A 23351-nucleotide genomic window follows, 5' to 3' on the forward strand; every position below is an offset into this window, starting at 1 on the left:
CGAGGAATCCCGCTCAGACAGTGCGACAGAGCATGGCGGCGACGCGGCACAGGTCCACTGCCCGCCGCTTCGTGAGATCCGCCCGTCCCCGCTGCGGGAGACCGCTAATAGAGCACTGCATGGGACCGATCGTAGGGACGTACGGGCGGGAATGTCACCGTTGTGTCGCATATTGAGACACGATCGTCCACCATGCGGGACGGGAGGGGAATTGCGCGCGCTCCGGAGCCGTCCCCCTGACCGCTGCACCCGTCGGACATCTATGGAACGGACGCGACCGTCTCAGTATGTGGCGCGGGCCCGTGACGTGCGGGTGTGTGCCGCGGGCCTGCGGGGCGGGCGTGCGGGGCGGGCGTGCGTGCGGGTGTGTGACGCAGCCCGGTCGCGGCGGGAGCTATCCCGCGAGCGAGATGTCGGTGCCGGTCACCGAGATCTCCAGACCTGCGGCGGTCGGCTGGATCTTCTCCAGCTTCAGGCCGTTCGGCAGTCCGCCGACCTCCCGCTCGAAGTCGGCCTTCTCGCGCACCATGCCCTCGAGTCCGGGGATTCCCTCGCCCGGCACCTTGTCGGCGTGCACCCGGACGGTGTGGCCGTCGACCAGGGTGACGGTGGACAGGACGCTGCGCGAGATCGTGCGGCCGAGGATGTCGACCGCGCCGGTCACCTTCACCTTGCCGTTGCCGCCGTACTCGACGGCGACGTCCTCGCTGGCCGCCTTGGTGAGGTCCGCGTACGAGACGACGGCCGTCCCGGTCGCCCGTGCGGCGGTGGCGCCGGAGAAACCGTTGGTCAGCCGGATCCGGTGCAGTTCGGCGTTCATCCTGCTGATCCGGAGCTTGCGGCCGTTCGCGCTGGTCTCGATGCCGGTGATCTTCACGTCGATCTCGTCGAGCTCCGATCCGGCGAGCTGGGTCAGGAACGGAAAGCCCTTGATGGAGACGTCCGTCGAGCCGATCTCCGTACCGGAGACCTGGACCCGGTCCGCGACCTGGGACTCGGCGAAATACACCGCCGCGCGGTCGACGGCGATGAACACGCCGGCCAGAACCACCACCATGACCAGCAGTATTCGCAGTGCACGCATGCCTGTCCCTCTCCCACCCGCGTCCGTTCGGCCCCCTGGCGCCCGTGAGCCTACTGCGGCCGCACATCACGCCCCGGGTGATCGACGAGCCGAAGCCCCCCATCGGTTCCCCGTGGAGGGCTTCGGCATCCCTGTGACGCATGAGGCGTGAGGGGTTTCGTGTGGCGGGTATCGCGTGACGGTCTACGAGATCGCGCGGCCGATCAGGTACACGGCGGGCGCGGCCGCGGTGAGCGGCAGCGCCACTCCGGCGGTCATGTGCACGAAGCGTGACGGGTAGTCATAGCTGGCCACCCGCAGCCCGATCAGCGCACAGCCACCGGCGGCGAGGCCGAGCAGCGCACCCTTCGCGCCCAGATCGGTGACGGCACCCGCCGCGGCACCGGCACCCGCGGCGACGACCAGCGCCGCCACGACGGAGGCCGGTTCCGGCAGCGGCAGTGCCCGTGCGAGCACCGCGAGGGCGACGGCGACCCCGCCGACCGTCACGGCGTCCGGGACCGCCGCGAGGTGCCCGGCGGCCAGCACCGCGAGCGCGGCCGAGGCGACGGTGGCCATCAGCCCCTGCATCCGCTCGTCGGCGCCCGCCCGGCTGCGCAGCTGGAGGACGACGGTGAGCAGCACCCAGACACCGAGCGTGCCGAGGATCGCGGCCGGTCCGTTCTCCCGGCCCGCGGCCAGCAGCACCACATCGGCGACGAGGCCGCCGGCGAACGCGAGCGCGATGCCCTGCCGGGCCGGCCACATGCCGTTGAGCCGGAACCACCCGGCCGCGGTCACCGCCTGGAGCAGCACCAGCGGGACCACCAGCGCGTACGAGCCGATGGCCGCACCGAGCGCGAGCAGCAGCCCGAGCCCCGCGGTGATCGCGGCCGGCTGCATGCCGGGCGCGATGATCGGCGAACGGCCCTCGGCGCGGGCGCGCTGGGCGTCGGTGATGCGGCTGTTGCCCAGAGTGGTGGGCGCGCTGTATCCGTCGTCCTGCGCGGCGTCCGCGGAGGCGGCGGCCGACGCGGGAGCGGCGATAGCCGCCGGGACCTCCGGGGGCAGCGGGTACCCGCCGGATGCGCCCTGGGGCGACGGAGAGGCGGTGCCGGCGGCGGGCCGGACGGGCTCGGCGGCCCGCACCGGCTGCGCGGGCTGCTGCCTCGGCCGGAGGGTGGGCTGGTACTGGGTGTCCCAGGTCTGGCCCTCCCAGGTCTGCGCGACGCCCTGCTCCCCGGCCGGCCAGTCGTCCCCGGCCTGCGGCTGCGGAGCCTGCTGGGCCTGCGGAGCCTGGTGGGGCTGCGGAGCCTGCTGCGGCTCGTACGGCTGCTGTACGGCCTGGTGGGTGGGGTGCGCGGCCTGGTACGGCTGCTGTGCGGCCTGCTGCGGCTCGTACGTGCCCTGCGGCGCGTACGGGGCCGCGTCGCCCGGGTAGGGAGCCTGCTGCCCGTAGGGCTGACCGCCGTACGGCTGCTGCTGCCCGTACGGCGAATCCGGGTAGCCCGGGTCCCCGTACGGCTGACCGCCGTACGACGGACCGGACGGATCGGGGTACGGCTGCTGCTGCCCGTACGGCTGCTGCGGGGGCTGCGGCTCCTGGCCGTACGGCTGCTGCGGCTGATTCGGGTACGGCTGCTGCTGATCGCTGCTGCTCATGTTCTGCGGTTCACCCTCCTGCGAACGGCGGGAGCACCTCGACCGTGCCGCCCTCGGCAAGGCGTACGGTCTCATGGCTCCGGGTCCCGACGGGGTCACCGTCGATGAGGAACGAACACCTTTGCAGCACTCGGGTCAGCTCGCCGGGGTGCTGGTCGCGCACCGCGTCGAGCGCCTCCTTGAGCGTCGCAGCGGTGTACGGCTCCTGCGCCGTTCCGGCAGCGGCCTTGGCGGCTGCCCAGTAACGGATCGTTCCCGCGGGCATGGCGGCGCTCCTCTCGTCTCGCGTCGGCTGTCTATCATCGGTCACCGCGTCATCGGCCCGTCGCCCAGTCGGCGATGCGGGTGAGCAGGGCCTCGTCCGCCGCGTTCTCCGCGTGCCCCATGCCGCGCTCCAGCCACAGCTCAGCGGCCCCGTCCGCCGCGTCGGCCAGCATCCGCGGGTGGTCGAGCGGGAAGTACGGGTCCCTGTCGCCGTGCACGAGCAGCAGCGGCGCCGGGGCGATCCGCGGGACCGCCGCGACCGGGGAGAGCGGGACCGGGTCCCAGTCGTTGCGGTCGATCCTGGTCCGGAGGCCGTACCGCCCGACCAGCCGGCCGGTGGGACGGGTGACCATCCAGTGCAGGCGACGCATCGGGGCCGTACCCCGGTAGTACCAACGCGCCGGGGCGCTCACGGAGACCACCGCATCGGCGTACGCCCCCGCACGCGCTTCTGTGCGCCCCTCGCGCGCCGGAACGGACCGGACACCCTCGCCCTCCGCCGCGGGATCCGTATACAGCGCCCCGTGCCGGAGCACCACGGAACCGCCCATGGAGAACCCGACCGTAACGACGCGCCGGTGCCCGAGCGACCGCGCCCAGGCCACCGCGGCCGCCAGGTCCAGCACCTCGCGGTCGCCCACCGTGGACCGTCCGCCGGAGCCGCCGTGTCCCCGGAAGGAGAACGTGATCACCGCCGCACGCTGGGAGAACACCTCCACGGCACGCCGCACCGCGGGGCGGTCCGCCGAACCGGTGAAACCGTGCGCGACGACGATCGCCGTACCGGCCTCGCCCGTCTTGGCGAGTGCGCCGTCATCCGCCGTACACGGGTCGTACACCGCCTCGATCCGGACCCCGTCATCGGCCCGCAATGCGGTCCGCGACCGCCCGCGCGTGATCAAGGGAACAGAGGAACTCGGAAATCGCCCCTCGGACACAGAACTCATGTGGGCTATTCTGCTCGGAAGAGGATCCGGGCAATGCAGCCCCCGGGTCCTTTTGTGCTTTTCGCGCGTTGTTACGGCGACGTTTCAACAAGCTCAGCGGCCCTGGGCGCGGGGCCGCACCCGTAAAACCCGTATGACGGAACGTCGTACGGGACAACACGAATAAGCGTACGAAGCAGTGCCGCATACTCCCCCGGGCCCCGCCCGGGAGTGCCCCTCTCGCAGGGAACGAGGAGGACCGACGTAATGGGCGAGCCAACCGTGCACGATCATCGACCGACGACCCAGGCAGGTGGGCGGCGATGAGTTCACTGCTGCTCCTGACGAATGCCCTCCAACCGTCGACGGAGGTGCTTCCCGCCCTCGGCCTCCTGCTGCACAGCGTGCGGGTGGCGCCCGCCGAGGGCCCCGCTCTCGTCGACACCCCAGGTGCCGACGTCATCCTCATCGACGGACGGCGCGACCTGCCGCAGGTGCGCTCGCTCTGTCAGCTGCTGCGGTCCACCGGACCCGGCTGTCCGCTGATCCTCGTCGTCACGGAGGGCGGCCTCGCGGCCGTCACCGCGGACTGGGGGATCGACGACGTACTGCTGGACACGGCGGGGCCCGCCGAGGTCGAGGCGCGGCTGCGGCTGGCCACCGGCCGGCAGCAGATCACCTCCGACGACTCCCCGATGGAGATCCGCAACGGCGATCTCTCGGTCGACGAGGCGACGTACAGCGCCAAGCTCAAGGGCCGGGTCCTGGACCTGACCTTCAAGGAATTCGAACTGATCAAGTATCTGGCGCAGCACCCGGGCCGGGTATTCACCCGTGCCCAGCTGCTCCAGGAGGTCTGGGGCTACGACTACTTCGGCGGCACGCGGACGGTCGACGTACACGTCCGGCGGCTGCGCGCCAAGCTCGGCCCCGAGCACGAGTCGCTCATCGGCACCGTCCGCAACGTGGGCTACCGCTTCGTCACACCGGAGAAGGTGGAGCGGGCCGCCGCCGAGGAGGCCAAGGCGACCGCCGCGAAGGCAGCCGCCGAAACCCTCGCCCGTTCGGAGCAGTCGGAGGCGATTGAGGTCTCGGAAGAAGCCCCGGTCCGGCCTGCCAAGAGGTAGGTCCATCCGCGTAGACTGCCGCGCGTGGCCAAGGTGACGCGGGACGATGTGGCGAGACTGGCGGGGACGTCGACCGCGGTCGTCAGCTACGTCATCAACAACGGACCCAGGCCGGTTGCCCCGGCCACGCGCGAGCGGGTACTCGCCGCGATCAAGGAGCTGGGCTACCGGCCCGACCGGGTCGCCCAGGCGATGGCCTCACGGCGGACCGACCTCATAGGGATGATCGTCCCGGACGCGCGGCAGCCGTTCTTCGCGGAGATGGCACACGCGGTCGAACAGGCCGCCGCCGAGCGCGGAAAAATGGTGCTCGTCGGCAACTCCGACTACCGCGACGAGCGCGAGGTCCACTATCTGCGGGCCTTCCTCGGTATGCGGGTCTCCGGGCTGATCCTGGTCAGCCAGGGCCCCAGCGAGCGGGCCGCCGCCGAGATCGAGGCGTGGGACGCCCGGGTCGTGCTGCTGCACGAGCGGCCCGAGGCGATCGACGACGTCGCGGTCGTCACGGACGATGTCGGCGGCGCCCAGCTCGCCACCCGGCACCTGCTGGAACACGGCAACGAGTACGTGGCGTGCCTCGGCGGCGTGGAGTCGACCCCGGTGGTCGGCGACCCGGTGGCCGACCACGTCGAGGGCTGGCGCCGGGCGATGCACGAGTCGGGGCGCTCGACACAGGGCCGGCTCTTCCAGGCCCCGTACAACCGTTACGACGCCTACCGGGTGGCGCTGGAGCTCCTCGCGGGCCCGGACCGTCCCCCGGCGATCTTCTGTGCGACGGACGACCAGGCCATCGGGGTGCTGCGGGCCGCGCGCGAGCTGCGGATCGATGTGCCGGGCGAACTCGCGGTGGCGGGCTTCGACGACGTGAAGGAAGCAGGACTGACCGATCCGCCGCTCACGACGGTCTTCTCGGACCGCCCGGCGATGGCGCGGGCGGCCGTGGACCTGGTGCTCGACGACTCGCTCCGGGTCTCGGGCTCGCGGCGGGAGCGGCTGAAGCAGTTCCCCTCGGCGCTGGTGGTCCGGCGCTCCTGCGGCTGCGGCGAGCCCCCGGCGGCCCGGGTGCCGCTCGCGTAGGCCGGACAGCCGCGTCCCTCGCGCGCAGGCGCCGGGGCCCGCGGCGCGGACCGTCCGCCCGGCCGTCGCCCAGGCCGTGCGGCCCGGTCCTTATATCGGGCATACGAGGTTCTGTCGGGCTTCTCAGGGCGTCCTCACGCTCCTCTCATCTTCGCTGGACACTCTCGTAGACATGACAGAGAGCCAGCGCCCGAGCGGCGAGTACCCGATGTACCCCTCGTACGGCAACGGCGACGCGGCCTACCCGCCGCCGCCGTCATACCAGCCCCCGCAGCCGGTCGCCGCGGGCTCCGGAACCACCGTGTGGCCCGGCTCCGGAGCGGCCGACGGGCACACCGGCGGTGCGGGCCACGGCGGCGGTGACGGGTTCCAGGGCCCCGGGCTGCCGCAGCCCGCGCCGGAGCCGTCCGCCTCCCGGCGCCGGGCCCGCCGCCCGGTCGCGCTCCTCGCGGCGGTGGCCATCGCGGCGGCGGTCGTCGGCGGCGGCACCGCCACCGTGATAGGGCAGCTCACCGACCAGGGCACCGGCAGCACCAGCAGCAGCGGCGTCATCCCGGGTACCACCGTCTCGCAGAGCAGCAAGGGCACCGTCTCCGGTGTGGCCGCGGCCCTGTCGCCGACGATCGTCGAGATCAGCGCGACCTCGACCGCGGGCCAGTCCACCGGCTCCGGCGTGATCATCACGTCCGACGGCGAGACCGTCACCAACAACCACGTCGTCGCGGGCGCCTCCTCGGTCAAGGTGACGCTCAGCACCGGCAAGACGTACACCGCCGATGTCGTCGGCACCGACCCCGCCAAGGACCTCGCGCTGATCAAGCTCCGGGGCGCGAGCGGGCTGAAGACGGCCACGCTCGGTGACTCCTCCAAGGTCGCCGTCGGCGACCAGGTCGTCGCGATCGGCTCGCCGGAGGGCCTGACCGGCACCGTCACCAGCGGCATCGTGTCCGCGCTCGACCGGGACGTCACGGTCGCCAAGGAAGGCGACAACAGCCAGGGCCAGGGGCAGAACGGCCAGGGCGGCGGACAGCAGTGGCCGTTCGAGTTCGGCGGAAAGCAGTTCAACGGCGACACCGGCGACTCCACCACCACGTACAAGGCACTCCAGACCGACGCCTCGCTCAACCCGGGCAACTCCGGCGGCGCGCTGATCAATATGAACGGCGAGATCATCGGCATCAACTCCGCCATGTACTCGGCGAGTTCGGCCGGCAGCTCCGGCAGCTCCGGCGCGGGCAGCGTCGGTCTCGGCTTCGCCATCCCGGTCAACACCCTCAAGGCCGACCTCAGCACCCTGCGGGCCGGCAACAGCTCCTGAGGAGACAGCCATGCACCACCCGGACGACACCTTCTCCGCCGGCCCCGCGGGCCTGGCCCTGCCGCTCGCGCTCGTCGCGTCCCTGGCCGAACGCTCCGCGGAACGGAACACCGACGGACAGCCCCGCGCCGCGGAGCTGCGTACCACCGGCAGCCGAGAACGCCGTGCCGCGCGACGCCGCGCCATGGCCGTGCGAGGCTGAGAGACCGAGGGCCGGGCGCACCGCCCGGCCGAAGTGCGGGGGCACCGCTTCCCGCCCCCGCACGGAACGAGAAGAGGACGAAGCAGCGATGAGCCCCGCCGAAGACGATCCGCAGCGCATCCTGATCGTCGACGACGAGCCCGCCGTGCGCGAGGCCCTGCAACGCAGTCTCGCGTTCGAGGGATACGGCACCGAGGTCGCCGTCGACGGGCTCGACGCCCTCACCAAGGCGGAGTCGTACGCCCCCGACCTCATCGTCCTCGACATCCAGATGCCGCGGATGGACGGGCTGACCGCCGCCCGCCGCATCCGTGCCACGGGCACCACCACGCCCATCCTGATGCTCACCGCCCGCGACACCGTCGGCGACCGTGTCACCGGACTCGACGCGGGCGCCGACGACTACCTGGTCAAGCCCTTCGAGCTGGACGAGCTGTTCGCCCGGATCAGGGCGCTGCTGCGCCGCACTTCGTACGCGGCCGCGGCGGGCGGCGACCTCCCCGACAACAACGTGCTGGCCTTCGCCGACCTCCGGATGGACCTCTCCACCCGCGAGGTCAACCGCGGCACCCGCCGCGTCGAGCTGACCCGCACCGAGTTCACCCTGCTGGAGATGTTCCTGGCGCACCCGCGCCAGGTGCTGACCCGCGAGCAGATCCTGAAGGCGGTGTGGGGCTTCGACTTCGAGCCGAGCTCCAACTCCCTGGACGTGTACGTGATGTACCTGCGCCGCAAGACGGAGGCGGACGGCGAACCGCGCCTCGTCCACACGGTGCGGGGCGTGGGGTACGCGCTGCGGTCGGGCGGGGGCGAGGGGTGACGGGGCTTCTGCGCCGCTTCCGCGCCCTGCCGCTCCGCTCCCGGCTCGCGCTGCTGGTCACGACCGCGGTGGCGGTGGCGGTGGCGGCGGTGGCGGCGGCGTGCTGGTTCGTGACGAAGGCGCAGCTGGAGCAGCAGCTCGACGACTCGCTGCGCAGCGCGAAAGTGGAGAACGGTCCGCTGGCGGACCTGCTGAAAGCGTGCCTGAGCGACGGGAGGCTGCCGGCCCAGGAGTTCCCCGGCCAGTACACCGTGCAGATCGTGTCGTCGAACGGCACCTACTGCCCCGCCCCGAACAGCACGCCCGTCCCCGCCCAGCCGAGCGATATCGCGGTGGCGGCCGGTCTGCGGCGCGAGACCCTGCACACCGCGAAGAACGACGACGGCAAGGAGATGCGGGTCTACACCCGCAAGCTGCCGGGGATCGTCGGGGTGGCGGACAACCAGCTCGCGGTCTCCGTCGCCCGTCCCCTGAGCGAGATCGACGCGCCGCTGTCCACGCTCGCCTGGATGCTCGCCATCGTCTCCGGCATCGGCGTGGTCGGCGCGGGCGCCGCCGGTCTCTGGGTCGCGCGCTCCGGTCTGCGCCCCGTCGACGAACTCACCGAGACCGTGGAGCACGTGGCCCGCACCGAGGACCTCACCGTCCGCATCCCGGTCGACGGCGAGGACGAGATCGCGCGGCTCTCCCGGTCCTTCAACTCGATGGCCGCCTCGCTCGCCACCTCCCGGGACCGCCAGGCCCAGTTGATCGCGGATGCCGGGCACGAGCTGCGCACCCCCCTGACCTCCCTGCGCACCAACGTGGAGCTCCTCGCCCGCAGCGACGAGACCGGCCGGGCCATCCCGCCGGACGACCGCAAGGCGCTGATGTCCTCGGTCAAGGCCCAGATGACCGAACTGGCCTCGCTCATCGGCGACCTCCAGGAACTGGCCCGTCCGGACGCCACCCAGCCCGGCCCGCTCCAGGTGGTCGCCCTGCACGACATCACCCGCACCGCCCTCGAACGCGCCCGCCTGCGCGGCCCGGAGCTGACCATCACGGCGGAGCTGGCCCCCTGGTACGTACGCGCCGAACCGGCCGCGCTGGAGCGGGCGGTCGTCAACGTCCTGGACAACGCGGTGAAGTTCAGCCCGCCGCGCGCCACGATCGACGTGGTCCTGCACCGAGGGGAGCTGACGGTCCGCGACCACGGCCCCGGCATCCCCGCCGACGAACTCCCGCACGTCTTCGAACGCTTCTGGCGCTCCCCGTCCGCCCGCCAGCTCCCCGGCTCCGGCCTGGGCCTGTCGATCGTCGCGCGTACGGTCCAGCAGGCGGGCGGCGAGATCGCCCTGCTCCCGGCGCCGGGCGGCGGCACGGAAGCCGCGATCCGCCTCCCGGGCGCCCCTCAGCCGCCACCGGACCCACCGCAGGGGTGAGGCGCGCCGGGCAGGCCACCGCCATGGCGTCGCTGCGCCCGTACACCTCACTCGTCACGCCGGAGACGGACCACTTCGTGCAGCTCCAGGACCCGAAGGGGTTCGCGCGGGCGGTACGGGAGTTCCTCGCGATCCTGTGAACACCCCCCTCAGGAAGCGGGGTTGTGCCGGATCAGCGATTCCACCAGTCCGGACCGGGTAGCCGGGAAGTCCAGCGGGACGATGCCGAGACCGGTCCAGCCGGCCGTCCCGGAGCCGTCGAGGAACGACTGGACCTGCGGGTTGAGCCGGTCCGCGTTCCAGCGGGGCGGCATCAGGGCGGCGGTCGAGACGTAGTTCATGAAGAGCTTGCCCGGCTGCGCGGCGGCCCTGCGGAACTGGTTCTCGATCTTCGGGTACTTGGCGAACGGTTCCGCCATGTAGTCGTCCTGGATGTCGAAGAGCCCTGGGTCGGCGTAACGCACCCCGGGCAGGCCGCCGTTGTCGGCGAGCAGCACCACCTTGCCGCGGGCCCGCCCCAGCGCGGGCAGCGCGGAGTCGATGTGGAACAGCGGCCGCCAGCCCCTGCCGTCGAGGTAGTCGTCGAAGACCGCCCGGAACGCCGCGTCGCTCTCCTCCGAGTACTCCTGCTTGACCCGCATCAGCACGGTCTCGGTGGGCCGCTCGGCCAGGAAGTCCCAGCAGGCGCCGAGGACATCACCGAACATCAGGTTCTGGTACGAGGCTCCGTGGTGGATCGCGAAGGAGCCACCCGTGATCCGGCACCGCACGTCGAGGAAACGCAGCCCGCTGTTCAGCTGCTCAGCAATCGTGGTGTTCTGGCACTCGGTCCAGGGACCGCCGTAGCGGGCGCCCGAGTCGTGCGAGCCGGGGATGGTGAGCCGCCGCAGATCGGTGGCGTCCGCGATGCCGCGCATCCAGTCCTGGGTGGTGAGGGCCTGGCGGGCCGCGGCACGGGCGGGCGCCGCGCCCAGGAGAGCGGTGGCGGAGACGGCCAGTGCGCCGGCCAGGAAGTTCCGGCGGTTACCGATGTACGGGCTCATACGGGAGTGCCTCCGTGTGCCGTGTGGGGGTCAGCTCACGAATTATGACGGGTGCACGTCACTTGCGGAATACGGCTTCCCCAACCGGTACGGCCAAAGGGGGCCGGGAGAGGCCGGATCGGGTCACTCCTGCGCTGCGGCCACGCCGGGTCGTCCCTCGCCGCCTTCGCATACCCGGAAGCGGCCGGGCGGTGGCTCGTATGACCGCGAGCGGGTGGGGGCTCGTAGCGCAGTGGTCGTCGCGCCTTCACCGCATGCGGGAGGACGCCGGGTCGAATCCGGTCGGCCCCATCCCGGTTCCCCGCGCCTCGTCCGGCAGCCGTGCCGCAGAGATCACGCGCATACGCCGCACAGCGATCACGAGACCTTCGGGTCACCCCTGGCAGAGCGCGGACGGGGGCGGCAGGCCATCCGGCCCACCGCCCCCGCGTTCCCGCTGAGTACGTCCTACTTGATGACCGTGATCCGGTCCGTCGCCGGCGGCGCGAGCGGCGCGGCGGCCGTGGAGTGCGCGGCCAGGTAGGAGTTGAACAGGTCCAGGTCGGAGGCGCCGACCAGCTTGTTGGTGCCCTGCCCGAGCGCCGCGAAGCCGTCGCCGCCGCCCGCCAGGAACTCGTTCATCGCGACGCGGTACGTCTTGGCGGGGTCGATCGCCTCGCCATTCAGCCTGATCGTGCCGGCGACCACGCGGTCCGCGCCCGACTTCGTCATGTCCAGGGTGTACGTGAGGCCCTTTGACACCTGAAGGATCTTCGGGCTGGCCTCGTTCGAGCCGCTGACCTGCTGCTGGAGCGCGCTGACGAGCTGCGCACCGGTCAGGTCGAGGACGTTCATCATGTTGGTGAACGGCTGCACGGTGAACGACTCGCCGTACGTCACCACGCCGTCGCCCTCACTGCCCGAGGCCTTGTACACCAGGTCGGCACGGATGCCGCCCGGGTTCATGAAGGCGACGACCGCCCCGCCCTTGTCCGCCGGGGCCAGACCCTCCAGCTGCGCGTCCGCGATCAGATTGCCGAGCGGCTTCTCCGGGGCCGTGGAGCCGCGGCCGTTGATGTCGGCCGAGATGAAGCCCTGCGGCCGGTTCGCGATCGGCGCCGCGAGGGTGTTCCAGCGCGCGATGAGAGCCGTCATGTCCGTGGCCTTGGGCTGGTCACGGGTGACGATGTGGTTCGCCGAGACCGGGTTCGCGGGCGCGGGGTGCTGCGGCTGCCCGTGGTGCTCCGAGGACTTCGACGTACCGGAGCCCTTCACCGCCGTGCGCACGATGTCGTTGGTGCGACGGTCGTAGGTGAGCGTCGTGTCCGTGTACAGCTTGCCGAACGACGAGGCCGAGGTGACCAGGCGCGGGTTGCCCGCCGGGTCCGGGATGGTGCACACGTACGCCTGGTGGGTGTGGCCCGTCACCAGCGCGTCGACCTTCGGCGAGATGCCCTTGGCGATGTCGGTGATCGGCCCGGAGATGCCGTCACCGGCAGCCGGGCTGTCGCAGTCGTAGTCGTACGACGACGAGGCGGGCAGGCCGCCCTCGTGGATCAGGGCGACGATGGACTTGACGCCCTGCCGGTCCAGCTCCTTGGCGTACTTGTTGACCGTCTCGATCTCGTCGTGGAACTTCAGGCCCTTGACGCCGTTGGCCGTCACGATGTTCGGCGTGCCCTCCAGGGTCACCCCGATGAAGCCGATCTTGACGCCGTTCTTCTTCCACACCGTGTACGGCTTGAGGATCGGCTTGCCGGTCTTCTCGCTCGTCACGTTGGCGGCGAGGTACGGGAAGTCGGCGCCCTTGAACTTCTTGCCCTCTTCGTAGCACCCCTCGACCGGGTGGCAGCCGCCGTTCTGGAGGCGGGCCAGCTCCGTGGCGCCCTCGTCGAACTCGTGGTTGCCGACGCTCGTCACATCGAGGTCGATCTTGTTGAGCGCCTCGACGGTCGGCTCGTCGTGGAAGAGCCCCGACAGCAGCGGGCTCGCGCCCACCATGTCGCCGCCGGCCGCGGTGATCGAGTACGGGTGGCCCTTGCGCGCGGTGCGCAGCGAGGAGGCGAGGTACTCCACGCCCCCGGCCGGAACGGCCTTCGTCGTGCCGTCGGCCTGCGTCTCGTTGACCATGCCGGCCGAGCCGGCGGGCGGCTCCAGGTTGCCGTGCAGGTCATTGAAGGACAGCAGTTGCACATCGACGGTCCGGTCCGGCGCGTGATGGCCGTGGTTCTTGCCGTGCCCGCGCTCCTGCGCCCCGGCCGGCATGGCCGCGACGAGCGCTCCTACGGTGGCAAGTCCGGCCGCGGCGGCGAGCACCCGCCGGGACGCGCGGTTCTTCTGCGGTGTCGCTGACATCGGTCCCCTTGTGGGTTCAGCGGGAGGTTTGAGAGTGGTGACGAGTCTGGAGACTGCGTGCCGCAGCCTAGAGTCAACGCGCGTAGCGCGACAGATGTTCGGGGTTACGAACTGGTTGCCGCCTGATCGGAACAGGGCCATTCACCCATGAGGCGTATATATGGGAGCAGAAACGTCACCGCCCGCACATGACGGACAAAACGCCAGTACCCCGTCGTCGTGGGCGACAGCGAGTACCGCGTCGACCTGCTCTTCTGCCTCTGCGAGCCGCACTGCTACGTCGTGCTGGAGCCCTCGTACCCCGCCGGCTGAGCACCGGCAGCCCCCGCACAGCCCCGCAACGCCCCCGCCCGCACCCCGCCGCCGTACGCTCGTACGCATGACGACTGACGTACCCCTCCCCGCCCCCGGACGCGAGATCCAGACGCTCGACGACCTCTCCCCCGACCAGGCGGAAGCCGTCTCCGGGCTCCTCGCCGAGGCGGCCCGGTCCGATGGCAGGCAGGCCGTGTCCGAGCAGGGGCGGCTGCAGCTGCGGGGCGGGCACCGGGAAGGCGTGCGGCATTTCCTGCTGACCGCCGGAGGTGTGCTGGTCGGGTACGCGCAGCTGGAGGACACCGACCCCGTCGAGGCGCCGGCCGCCGAGCTGGTCGTGCATCCCTCGCACCGCGGGCAGGGGCACGGGCGGGCGCTCGGGGCGGCGCTGCTGGCCGCCACCGGGAAGCGGCTGCGGGTATGGGCGCACGGCGGCAGGTCAGCGGCGCGCCACCTCGCGCAGGTACTCGGCCTCTCGCTCTTTCGCGAACTGCGCCAGCTGCGGCGTCCGTTGAGCCCGCTCAACGTCGCGGAGCCGGTACTGCCGCCGGGCGTCACCGTCCGCGCGTTCGTCCCCGGCCAGGACGACACCGCCTGGCTGGCCGTGAACCGCGCCGCCTTCGCCCACCACCCCGAGCAGGGTTCGCTGACCCAGCGCGACCTCGACGACCGCAAGGCCGAGCCCTGGTTCGACCCGAAGGGCTTCTTCCTCGCCGAGCGCGAGAAGGGCGGCACCACCGAGCTGATCGGCTTCCACTGGACGAAGGTGCACGCCGAGGAGCAGCTCGGCGAGGTGTACGTGGTCGGCATCCGGCCCGACGCGCAGGGCGGCGGCCTGGGCAAGGCGCTCACCGCGATCGGGCTGCGCCACCTCGCCGCCGAGGGGCTGCCGACCGCGATGCTCTACGTCGACGCGGACAACACCGCGGCCGTGACGGTCTACGAGCGGATGGGCTTCACCACCCACGAGGTGGACCTGATGTACCGCACGGAGACCTGAGCGGTCACAACTCACCAGGAGGCGGCGTCGTTTGACGCCGCCTCTTTTTTGCGACACCCTTTCACTACTCAATTAGTGAAAGGGGTGAACATGGCAGAGTCCGCAGCGGTCGAGTTCCGCATCGACCGGCGCAGCGGCGTCGCCACGTACCTCCAGATCGTCCAGCAGACCAAACAGGCGCTGCGCCTGAACCTGCTGGAGCCCGGCGACCGGCTGCCCACCGCGCGCGAGGTCGTCGAGGCCACCGCCATCAACCCGAACACCGTGCTGAAGGCCTACCGGGAGCTGGAGCGCGAGGGACTCGTCGAGGCCCGGCGCGGACTCGGCACCTTCGTCACCCGGACCCTCGGCGGCGCGGCGGCGGCCGACGACGCCCCGCTGCGCGCCGAACTCGCCGACTGGGCCCTGCGGGCCCGCGCGGCCGGCCTGGACAAGGACGACGTGAGCGCGCTCTTCGCCGCCGTACTGGACAAGACTTTCAAGGAGGATCAGGCCGGATGACAGGCGCTGCGATCGAGGCCGAGGGCCTCGGCATGAGGTACCGGGGCAAGGGCGGGGGCTGGGCGCTGCGCGACTGCTCGTTCCGGCTCCCCGCCGGGCGTGTGTGTGCCCTCGTCGGACCCAACGGTGCGGGAAAGTCCACCCTCCTGAGCCTGGCCGCGGGATTCCTGCGGCCGGCCGAGGGGACGGTACGCGTGCTGGGCTCGACGCCCGGCGACGCCCGCCGCCGGATGGCCTTCGTGGCCCAGGACAAGCCGCTGTACCCGCAGTTGACGGTCGCCGAGACGCTCTGGGCGGGCGCCGAGCTGAACCCCGCCACCTGGGACCAGGACACCGCCGAGCGGATCACCGAACCGCTTCCCCGGGACGCCCGGGTCCGCACGCTCTCCGGCGGCCAGCGCACCCGGCTCGCACTGGCCCTCGCCCTCGGCAAGCAGCCCGAACTGCTGCTGCTGGACGAGCCGATGGCCGACCTCGACCCGCTCGGCCGGCACCAGCTGATGGGCGCCCTGATGGCCGAGGCCGCCGAGCGCTCCACCACCATCGTGATGTCGTCGCACATCCTCGCCGAGCTGGAGGGCGCCTGCGACTACCTCCTGCTCGTCGACGGCGGCCGCATCCGCCTCGGCGGCGAGACGGACGACCTGCTCACCGCGCACACCCTGCTCACCGGCCCGGTACGGGACCTCGCCCCGCACACCGTCGTCGAGTCCCGCACCACGGGACGGCTGCTGACCGCACTCGTCCGGAAGGAGGGCCCGGTGGACACCGCCGACTGGGAGACCGCCGAACCGTCGCTGGAGGAGCTGCTGCTCGCGCACCTCCGCTCCCCCGACGCACCCGCGCTGCTCACACCGAGCGCGGACGCCCGGACCCGTGAGGCGGTGAGCGCGGCATGAGCGCCCTCGCCCTGCGCGGGCCGGCCCGCGTCGTCGTACTCCAGCACCGCCGCGTCCTGTGGATCACGGGGGCGCTCGCGCTGGCCGGGATCGCCCTGGTGGCCGTGGCCTGGTGGGTGACGTCCACCGCCGCCACCACCTTCTCCGGCACCGGCTGCTCGGTGCGGCACACCGTCCATGGCTGCGGCATCCCCGTCGGCCATTTCCTCAGCGTCGAGCTGCACTTCAACCGCCTGCTCCAGTACGCGGGCGTCGCCATGATGATCCTGCCCGCGGCCGTCGGCCTGTTCGTCGCCGGGCCCATGATCGGCCGGGAGCTGGAGGACGGGACCTACCGGCTCTCCTGGAGCCAGTCCGTCACGCCCACCCGCTGGCTGGCCGCGAAGCTCGCCGTACCCGCCGTCCTCACCGTGGCCGGCGTCTCCGTCCTGTCAGCCGTGTACGCCTGGGCCTGGTCCCGGGCACGCGGCACGAACTACCCGGTCCAGTGGTTCGAGCCGCAGGTGTACGGGGCGATGGGCCCCGCCCCCGTGGGCTACGCCCTGCTCTGCCTCGCCCTCGGCGCACTCGCCGCGGTACTGATCCGGCGCACGCTGCCCGCGATGGCCGTCACCGCCGTCGCCTACGCCGCGGTGGTCCTGGTCATGAACTCCGTACGCAGCGGTCTGTGGCCGATGCGCACGGACACCACGGCCCTCGGGAGGGAGTTCCGCTACCCGTCGGAGGCCTCTGACGTCTCCGTCGGCTGGATGACCGGCGGCGGCACCCGGCTGGACGACGCCACCTGCGTCAGCGCCGGTGACTTCGACGGGTGCATGGCCCGGCACGGCGCCGCCGCGCAGTACGTCGACTACCACCCGGCCTCGCACTTCTGGCCGCTCCAGCTCATCGAGACCGGCATCCTGCTGGTCCTGGCGGCCGCCATGGTCGCCGTCGCCTTCCGGGTGCTGCGCCGCAGCCACGGCTGAGCCGCCCGGCAGCCGTGTACGGGGGCCGGACCGTCCCCCGTACACGGCCACACCGCTTCCTGCATGTCATGTCGCCGTTACCGGGCATTCAGACGCCCTTGGGACCCTCTCAGGATGCAGCCAGCTGTGCCGTCCCCCCGCAACGGGAGAATTCCCGGCAGAGAACGCGCCGACCGTGCGATCTCCGCGATCTCGCCCCCCTCCGACGCGCCCCCGGAGCACTCCGCGCGGAAGAATGGGGCCATGAGCCAGCAGCCCAGCTCCGAGGTCCCGGTCCAGCCCGCCGCGCAGCCGTCCGTCGGCGCCCTCGCCGCACACCGGCCGCACGCCGTCGCCGCCCCCTCCGCCGCCAGTGCCGCCCTGTCCACCGCGGCCGATCTGGACCCCGACATCGACGGCGACGCCGACGCGTACGAGCCCGATGTCGACGGGGAGGAGCTGCCGCAGGGCCGGTTCCTGGACCGGGAACGCAGTTGGCTCGCGTTCAACGAACGCGTTCTGGAACTGGCCGAGGACCCCTCGACCCCCCTCCTCGAACGGGCTAATTTCCTCGCCATCTTCGCCTCGAACCTGGACGAGTTCTTCATGGTCCGGGTCGCGGGCCTGAAACGCCGGATCGCGACCGGTGTCGCCACCCGGTCCGCCTCCGGGCTCCAGCCCCGCGAGGTCCTCGACCTGATCTGGACCCGCTCGCGCGAACTCATGGCCCGGCACGCCGCCTGCTACCAGCAGGACGTCGCCCCCGCCCTGTCCGACGAGGGCATCCAGCTGATCCGCTGGCCCGAGCTGACCGAGAAGGAACAGGCCCGTCTGTTCACCTTCTTCCGCCAGCGCGTCTTCCCCGTGCTGACCCCGCTGGCCGTCGACCCGGCGCACCCCTTCCCGTACATCTCCGGCCTCTCGCTCAACCTCGCCGTCGTCGTACGCAACCCGGTCAGCGGCCACCGCCACTTCGCCCGGGTCAAGGTCCCGCCGCTGCTGACCCGCTTCCTGGAGGCCTCCCCGCAGCGCTACGTCCCCATCGAGGACATCATCGCCGCCCACCTGGAGGAGCTCTTCCCGGGCATGGAGGTCCTCGCCCACCACATGTTCCGGGTCACCAGGAACGAGGACCTGGAGGTCGAGGAGGACGACGCCGAGAATCTGCTCCAGGCCCTGGAGAAGGAGCTCATGCGGCGCCGCTTCGGCCCGCCGGTCCGCCTGGAGGTCGAGGAGTCCATCGACCCGTACGTGCTGGACCTGCTGGTCCGCGAGCTGAAGGTGTCCGACGCCGAGGTCTACCCGCTGCCCGGACCGCTCGACCTCACCGGACTGTTCGGCATAGCGTCGCTGGACCGGCCGGAGCTGAAGTTCCCCAAGTTCATCGCCGGCACCCACCGCGACCTCGCCGAGGTCGAGTCCGCCTCCGCGCCCGACATCTTCGCCGCCCTGCGCGAACGCGACGTGCTGCTGCACCACCCGTACGACTCCTTCTCCACCTCCGTCCAGGCCTTCCTGGAACAGGCGGCGGGCGACCCGGACGTCCTCGCCATCAAGCAGACCCTGTACCGGACCTCGGGCGACTCCCCGATAGTGGACGCCCTCATCGACGCCGCCGAGTCCGGCAAGCAGGTCCTCGTACTCGTCGAGATCAAGGCCCGCTTCGACGAGCAGGCCAACATCAAGTGGGCGCGCAAACTGGAGGAGGCGGGCTGCCACGTCGTCTACGGGCTCGTCGGCCTGAAGACGCACTGCAAGCTCTCGCTCGTCGTCCGCCAGGAGAGCGACACCCTGCGCCGCTACTCGCACGTCGGCACGGGCAACTACCACCCCAAGACGGCCCGGCTGTACGAGGACCTCGGCCTGCTCACCGCCGACCCGCAGGTCGGCGCGGACCTCTCCGACCTCTTCAACCGGCTCTCCGGCTACTCCCGCCGCGAGACCTACCGCCGCCTGCTGGTCGCCCCCAAGTCGCTGCGCGACGGGCTGATCGCCCGCATCAACAAGGAGATCGCGCACCAGCGGGCCGGCCGCCCCGCCTACGTACGCGTCAAGGTCAACTCGATGGTCGACGAAGCGATCATCGACGCCTGCTACCGGGCCGCGCAGGCGGGTGTCCCGGTCGACATCTGGGTGCGCGGCATCTGCGCGATCCGCCCCGGCGTCACCGGGCTCTCCGAGAACGTCCGGGTCCGCTCGATACTGGGCCGCTTCCTCGAACACTCCCGGGTGTTCTCGTTCGGCAACGGCGGCGAGCCCGAGGTCTGGTTCGGCAGCGCCGACATGATGCACCGCAACCTCGACCGCCGGATCGAGGCCCTGGTCCGGGTCACCGACCCCGCCCACCGGGCCGCGCTCAGCCGGCTCCTGGAGACGGGCATGGCCGACACCACCTCCTCCTGGCACCTGGGCCCCGACGGGAACTGGACCCGGCGCGCCACGGACGCGGAGGGCCGGCCGCTGCGCCACGTACAGGAAATGCTCATTGACGCGCGGAGGCGCCGGCGTGCGACGCCCTGACCACCAGACCCAGACGGACGTGACCGCGGGGGCGGTGCTCGCACCGTATCTCCGGTCGCAGGCAGCGGACTTCCTGCGGAGTCTGCGCCTGCACCGCGAGAACAGTGCCCCCACGGACGCCGGTCCGCAGGCCGCCGAACAGGCCGCCGGAGCGCTCCGGCGCTCGTCCCGCCGGATCAGCGGCACCCTGCACACCTTCCGGACCGCGCTCGACCCGCTCTGGGCCGAGCAACTGCGCACCGAACTGGCCTGGCTGTCCGGCACGCTCGCCCGCGAGCACGCCTACGCGGAACGGCTGAACCGGCTCCTCGACGCGCTGCACGGGCTGTCGGGGACACCGCTGCCCTCGGCCCGCGCGGAGTCCGCCGGCGGTTCCGCCGGCGGTTCCGCCGCCAAGGAGCGGGCCGGTCTCGGCGTCGGTGCGGCGCGCGCCGGGGCACTGCTGGAACGCCAGCTGACCCTCGCCCGGACCCGCGCCCACTCCGCGGCGCTCCAAGCGCTCGGCTCCTCCCGCTTCCACGCGGTGGCCGACGCGGTCGCGCTGCTCGCCTCCGAGGTCCCGCTGGCTCCCTCGGCCGCCGCACCCGCCGCCGAACTGCTGGGCGAGCCCGCGGACCGGGCCGAACAGCGGCTGCTCGGCGCGGTGGCGGCCCTCTCGTCGGACGAGACGGCCGAGCCGTACAACGAGGCGCAGGACGCGCCCTGGCACCAGACCCGGCTGCTGCTGCGGCTGCACCGGTACGCCCACGAGGTGGTGCGCGGCGCCCCCGACCCGGTCCTGGCCGGCCCCGGTCACGCGCTCGATCTGCACCGGGACGCGTCGGAGGCCGCCGCCGCGGCGGCGTCCGCGGCCCGCACACCGCGGATCGCACCGGCCACCGCGTACGCCCTGGGGGTGCTCCACGCCGACCAGCGCCACGAAGTGGGGGCGGCGCGCGCGGTGTTCCGGGAGACCTGGCCGTACGCGGCGGCCGTGACCGCGCGGTGAGCACCACGGTGCGGGCGGCGGGGTGCGTGCTCTGGCGCCGGGTGCCCGCGCCCGGCGCCGGAGTGGAGCTCTGCCTCGTACACCGGCCGCGTTACGACGACTGGTCGTTCCCCAAGGGCAAGCTGAAACGCGGCGAGTCCCCGCGGGACGCGGCTCTGCGCGAGGTCCTGGAGGAGACGGGCCACCACTGTGTCCCGGGCGCCGTGCTCCCCACGGCCCGGTACCTCGCGAACGGCCGGCCGAAGGAGGTCACCTACTGGGCCGCCGAGGCCACGGCGGGCGCCTTCTCGCCCAACGACGAGGTGGACCGCATCGTCTGGCTGCCCCCAGCCGCCGCGGGCGAACGGCTGACCCAGAAACGGGACAGGCTCCTGGTCGGCGCGTTTCTCAGCAGCCTTGAAATCTTCGGGGATTCCCCGTGATTTCCCCCCGCGCATACCGACGGGCCGATGATGCCGGCCCGCCTCTCTCCCTCTCCCGCGCAAGAACGCACCGCCAAGACATCATGAGAGCGGCGCCACCTCTTACGGGATTCGCCGGACACAGCGGCCGCAACCCGCGACGACGTCCGCAGATGAATCAGCGCACGACGTCGAGGGACACGTGGCGGGACGGCGGGGAGTTCATCTGCTCATCACATGGGACGGCACGGCACTGACGTCATCGCCTGTACCGCCCGAATGTTCAGCACTCCGAGTACGCTCTCGCCCGGAATGACGAAATGGCGGACGAACGGAATACCGGAATGAGGGAATGACGGAAGCGCCGCATCCGATTCCCTGCCGGATACGGCGCCGGACCCGCTCCCACCGTCATTCCGGTGGCCAGTCCGGTTCAGCCACAGTGCCCGTTGCGCTGCACCAACCCGTGGCGACCGCCGGACGCGTAGGTGATCGCCTTCACGTTGATGCACTTTCCGGCAGCCTGGACGGAGACCGGCCCCCGCGTACTGCGAGTAGATCCCGTTGTCCGTGACGGCGCTGCCGCCGTCGGCCCAGACGGAGACCGAGATCCGGGCAGCCGTACCGGCTCCACCTGCACTGGTGCGCACGTTGGACGCACAGTTCTTTCCGGTCGAAGCGTCGTAGTACAGGAAGATATCGCTGAGCACCGCACCATTGTCGGCGTCCGTCACGGGATAGACGTCGATCTGGCTTCCGGCGCAGCCAAATCCCGCAGCGCTTGCTGCCGGTGCGACCATCACCGCACCGCCGGTAATGGCCGCAAGACTGGTGAGAATCACCATCGCCCGCTTGAGCATGGGTACACACTCCCTTTTCACGAGTCGCCGAACACCGAACCCTGAAAACCGCAGAACTCTGCGGGCAAAGCACAGATGCGCCAAGGGCAGCAAATCGCACCGATTGAACCGTTTGGCCGCGCTTGTCATTCACCGTCAGAAATCCCCCGATCTCAACTGCGCACCGATTCCGGGCCCCACCGCCGGCCGCTCGCCACTCATTCCATTTACCAGCTCATAAATCGCGCTGACCCCCACGAATCAGGGGCGCCACCCACCCCCGACGCGCGGCGCACGTGATTCCGAATGGCACGCCTGTCCGGCATGATGAGCAAAATTGAGCCCATTCCATGTCACCGGGCGGATACGGCCGGCACCTTGAGGTGTATCAAGGTTCACCTCCCGTTCACTTTTCCCCGTAGGTCACTTCATCTGTTCTGCCTAATTTCGGACCTACACGGTGCACGGCATCAGCCATCGCACCACTCGCGTCGCACGCCGCCCCGCAACACCAGCCGCGGCGGCTCCTGGAAGGAACACCCGAAAGTGAAGCTTCAGCGCAAGACCCGGCTTCGTGCCACCGCGCTCGGTGCCCTCGCCGTCTCCGGCGCCCTGGTCCTCACGGCGTGCGGTTCGGACAACAACAGCGGCGGCGACACCGGCGGCAGCGGCAGCAAGACGAAGGCCGCTTCGAACGTCAAGTGCGACGGCGCCAAGGGCCAGCTGCGCGCCTCCGGATCGAGCGCCCAGAAGAACGCCATGGACCTGTGGGTCAAGGACTACATGGCCGCCTGTTCCGGCGTGGAGATCAACTACAACTCCTCCTCGTCCGGCGAGGGCATCGTCGCCTTCAACCAGGGCACCGTCGGCTTCGCCGGCTCCGACTCGGCGCTGAAGCCCGAAGAGGTCGCCGACTCGAAGAAGGTCTGCAAGACCGGCCAGGGCATCAACCTCCCGATGGTCGGCGGCCCGATCGCGGTCGGCTTCCACCTCGACGGTGTCGACAGCCTGACCCTGGACGCCCCGACGCTCGCCAAGATCTTCGACACCAAGATCAAGAAGTGGAACGACGAGGCGATCGCCAAGCTCAACCCCGGCGCCAAGCTCCCGGACAAGGCCATCCAGCCCTTCCACCGCTCCGAGGACTCCGGCACCACCCAGAACCTCGGCAAGTACCTCGGCGCCGCGGCCCCGAGCGACTGGAAGTACGAGGCCGAGAAGAAGTGGCCGGCCCCCGGTGGCCAGGGCGCGACCAACTCCTCCGGTGTCGCCGCCCAGGTGAAGCAGGTCGACGGCGCGATCGGCTACTTCGAGCTCTCCTACGCCGCCTCGCAGAAGATCACCACGGTCGACATCAACACCGGTGGCGCCGCCCCGGTCAAGGCCTCCGCGGAGAACGCCTCCAAGGCCATCGCCGCGGCCAAGGTCAAGGGCACCGGCAAGGACCTGGCGCTCGACCTCGACTACACCACCAAGGCCGACGGCGCCTACCCGCTGGTCCTGGTGACGTACGAGGTCGTCTGCGACACCGGCAACAAGGCCGACACCCTCGGCACCGTCAAGTCCTTCCTGACCTACACCGCCTCGGCCGAGGGCCAGCAGCTCCTCACCGACGCCGGCTACGCCCCGATCCCCGAGGCGATCAACACCAAGGTCCGCGAGACGATCTCCTCCCTCTCGTAAC

General features: G+C 71.4%; 22 protein-coding genes and 1 tRNA gene. 15 read left to right on the plus strand and 8 right to left on the minus strand.

Translation table 11 applies throughout. From position 1 onward, the window contains the following. Window positions 1-13: 13 nt before the first annotated feature. From OG322_RS41560 to OG322_RS16505, 5 genes are all read right to left on the minus strand, one after another. Window positions 14-121: a putative leader peptide gene (locus OG322_RS41560; protein ID WP_353962123.1), complete on the minus strand. Its 108-nt coding sequence runs from the start codon at window positions 119-121 to the stop codon at window positions 14-16. A 273-nt stretch (window positions 122-394) separates the two neighbouring features. Continuing rightward, window positions 395-1084, minus strand: coding sequence for an LmeA family phospholipid-binding protein (locus OG322_RS16490; RefSeq protein ID WP_124284618.1), 690 nt, complete (start codon window positions 1082-1084; stop codon window positions 395-397). Between the two features lie 183 nt (window positions 1085-1267). Further along, entirely contained in the window at window positions 1268-2725 is a 1458-nt protein-coding gene (locus tag OG322_RS16495; RefSeq protein ID WP_329306589.1) for a hypothetical protein, read from the minus strand. A 10-nt stretch (window positions 2726-2735) separates the two neighbouring features. Next, window positions 2736-2990, minus strand: coding sequence for a MoaD/ThiS family protein (locus tag OG322_RS16500; RefSeq protein ID WP_123460667.1), 255 nt, complete (start codon window positions 2988-2990; stop codon window positions 2736-2738). Between the two features lie 49 nt (window positions 2991-3039). Then, on the minus strand, window positions 3040-3936 hold the full coding sequence (locus OG322_RS16505) for an alpha/beta hydrolase family protein (RefSeq protein ID WP_123460666.1): 897 nt from the start codon (window positions 3934-3936) through the stop codon (window positions 3040-3042). 302 nt (window positions 3937-4238) lie between these two features. Between OG322_RS16505 and OG322_RS16510 the strand changes: the two genes are divergently transcribed. The 6 genes from OG322_RS16510 to OG322_RS16535 all read left to right on the plus strand — a co-directional run bounded on the left by OG322_RS16510 (window position 4239) and on the right by OG322_RS16535 (window position 9880). Next, a complete protein-coding gene (locus OG322_RS16510) occupies window positions 4239-5042 on the plus strand; it encodes a response regulator transcription factor (RefSeq protein WP_123460665.1) in 804 nt (267 codons plus the stop codon). Window positions 5043-5066: 24 nt separating this feature from the next. Beyond that, the gene (locus tag OG322_RS16515) at window positions 5067-6119 is read left to right on the plus strand and encodes a LacI family DNA-binding transcriptional regulator (protein ID WP_123460664.1); all 1053 of its coding nucleotides are present in this window, start codon (window positions 5067-5069) and stop codon (window positions 6117-6119) included. A 172-nt stretch (window positions 6120-6291) separates the two neighbouring features. Then, a complete protein-coding gene (locus tag OG322_RS16520) occupies window positions 6292-7437 on the plus strand; it encodes a S1C family serine protease (protein WP_329306590.1) in 1146 nt (381 codons plus the stop codon). A 10-nt stretch (window positions 7438-7447) separates the two neighbouring features. Next, entirely contained in the window at window positions 7448-7639 is a 192-nt protein-coding gene (locus tag OG322_RS16525; protein WP_266411388.1) for a hypothetical protein, read from the plus strand. 88 nt (window positions 7640-7727) lie between these two features. Then, window positions 7728-8459: a response regulator transcription factor gene (locus OG322_RS16530; protein WP_123460661.1), complete on the plus strand. Its 732-nt coding sequence runs from the start codon at window positions 7728-7730 to the stop codon at window positions 8457-8459. Further along, complete coding sequence (locus tag OG322_RS16535) at window positions 8456-9880, plus strand: sensor histidine kinase (protein ID WP_123460660.1); 1425 nt, start codon at window positions 8456-8458, stop codon at window positions 9878-9880. The genes OG322_RS16530 and OG322_RS16535 overlap by 4 nt, the downstream gene beginning before the upstream one ends. 149 nt (window positions 9881-10029) lie before the next feature. Here OG322_RS16535 and OG322_RS16540 read toward each other — a convergent pair whose 3' ends face one another. Further along, window positions 10030-10923 (minus strand): phosphatidylinositol-specific phospholipase C, encoded by an 894-nt coding sequence (locus tag OG322_RS16540; protein ID WP_123460659.1) that lies wholly within the window; start codon window positions 10921-10923, stop codon window positions 10030-10032. A gap of 217 nt (window positions 10924-11140) precedes the next feature. Between OG322_RS16540 and OG322_RS16545 the strand changes: the two genes are divergently transcribed. Beyond that, a tRNA-Met gene (locus OG322_RS16545) sits at window positions 11141-11214 on the plus strand. A 156-nt stretch (window positions 11215-11370) separates the two neighbouring features. On the opposite strand, the gene OG322_RS16550 is transcribed toward OG322_RS16545, so the two are convergent. Continuing rightward, window positions 11371-13257: a bifunctional metallophosphatase/5'-nucleotidase gene (locus OG322_RS16550; protein WP_124284614.1), complete on the minus strand. Its 1887-nt coding sequence runs from the start codon at window positions 13255-13257 to the stop codon at window positions 11371-11373. 379 nt (window positions 13258-13636) lie between these two features. Here OG322_RS16550 and mshD point away from each other — a divergent pair, with 379 nt between their 5' ends. From mshD to OG322_RS16585, 7 genes are all read left to right on the plus strand, one after another. Then, entirely contained in the window at window positions 13637-14572 is a 936-nt protein-coding gene (gene mshD / locus OG322_RS16555) for a mycothiol synthase (protein WP_124284613.1), read from the plus strand. A gap of 90 nt (window positions 14573-14662) precedes the next feature. Then, the gene (locus OG322_RS16560; RefSeq protein ID WP_123460656.1) at window positions 14663-15073 is read left to right on the plus strand and encodes a GntR family transcriptional regulator; all 411 of its coding nucleotides are present in this window, start codon (window positions 14663-14665) and stop codon (window positions 15071-15073) included. Then, a complete protein-coding gene (locus OG322_RS16565) occupies window positions 15070-15972 on the plus strand; it encodes an ABC transporter ATP-binding protein (protein ID WP_123460655.1) in 903 nt (300 codons plus the stop codon). The genes OG322_RS16560 and OG322_RS16565 overlap by 4 nt, the downstream gene beginning before the upstream one ends. Beyond that, window positions 15969-16940, plus strand: a complete 972-nt coding sequence (locus OG322_RS16570) for a hypothetical protein (protein ID WP_329306591.1) — start codon at window positions 15969-15971, stop codon at window positions 16938-16940. The genes OG322_RS16565 and OG322_RS16570 overlap by 4 nt, the downstream gene beginning before the upstream one ends. A gap of 243 nt (window positions 16941-17183) precedes the next feature. Continuing rightward, complete coding sequence (locus OG322_RS16575; RefSeq protein ID WP_329306592.1) at window positions 17184-19439, plus strand: RNA degradosome polyphosphate kinase; 2256 nt, start codon at window positions 17184-17186, stop codon at window positions 19437-19439. Beyond that, window positions 19426-20427 (plus strand): CHAD domain-containing protein, encoded by a 1002-nt coding sequence (locus tag OG322_RS16580; RefSeq protein WP_260146744.1) that lies wholly within the window; start codon window positions 19426-19428, stop codon window positions 20425-20427. The genes OG322_RS16575 and OG322_RS16580 overlap by 14 nt, the downstream gene beginning before the upstream one ends. Further along, entirely contained in the window at window positions 20424-20849 is a 426-nt protein-coding gene (locus tag OG322_RS16585; protein ID WP_123460652.1) for an NUDIX hydrolase, read from the plus strand. The genes OG322_RS16580 and OG322_RS16585 overlap by 4 nt, the downstream gene beginning before the upstream one ends. Before the next feature lie 212 nt (window positions 20850-21061). Here OG322_RS16585 and OG322_RS16590 read toward each other — a convergent pair whose 3' ends face one another. Continuing rightward, window positions 21062-21688, minus strand: a complete 627-nt coding sequence (locus OG322_RS16590; protein WP_329306593.1) for a hypothetical protein — start codon at window positions 21686-21688, stop codon at window positions 21062-21064. 525 nt (window positions 21689-22213) lie between these two features. On the opposite strand from OG322_RS16590, the gene pstS reads away from it, so the two are divergent. After that, entirely contained in the window at window positions 22214-23350 is a 1137-nt protein-coding gene (pstS, locus tag OG322_RS16595; protein ID WP_123460650.1) for a phosphate ABC transporter substrate-binding protein PstS, read from the plus strand. The last annotated feature ends 1 nt before the right edge of the window (window position 23351 follow it).

The organism is Streptomyces sp. NBC_01260 (assembly GCF_036226405.1).
In the GTDB taxonomy this organism is placed as follows: Bacteria; Actinomycetota; Actinomycetes; order Streptomycetales; family Streptomycetaceae; genus Streptomyces; species Streptomyces laculatispora.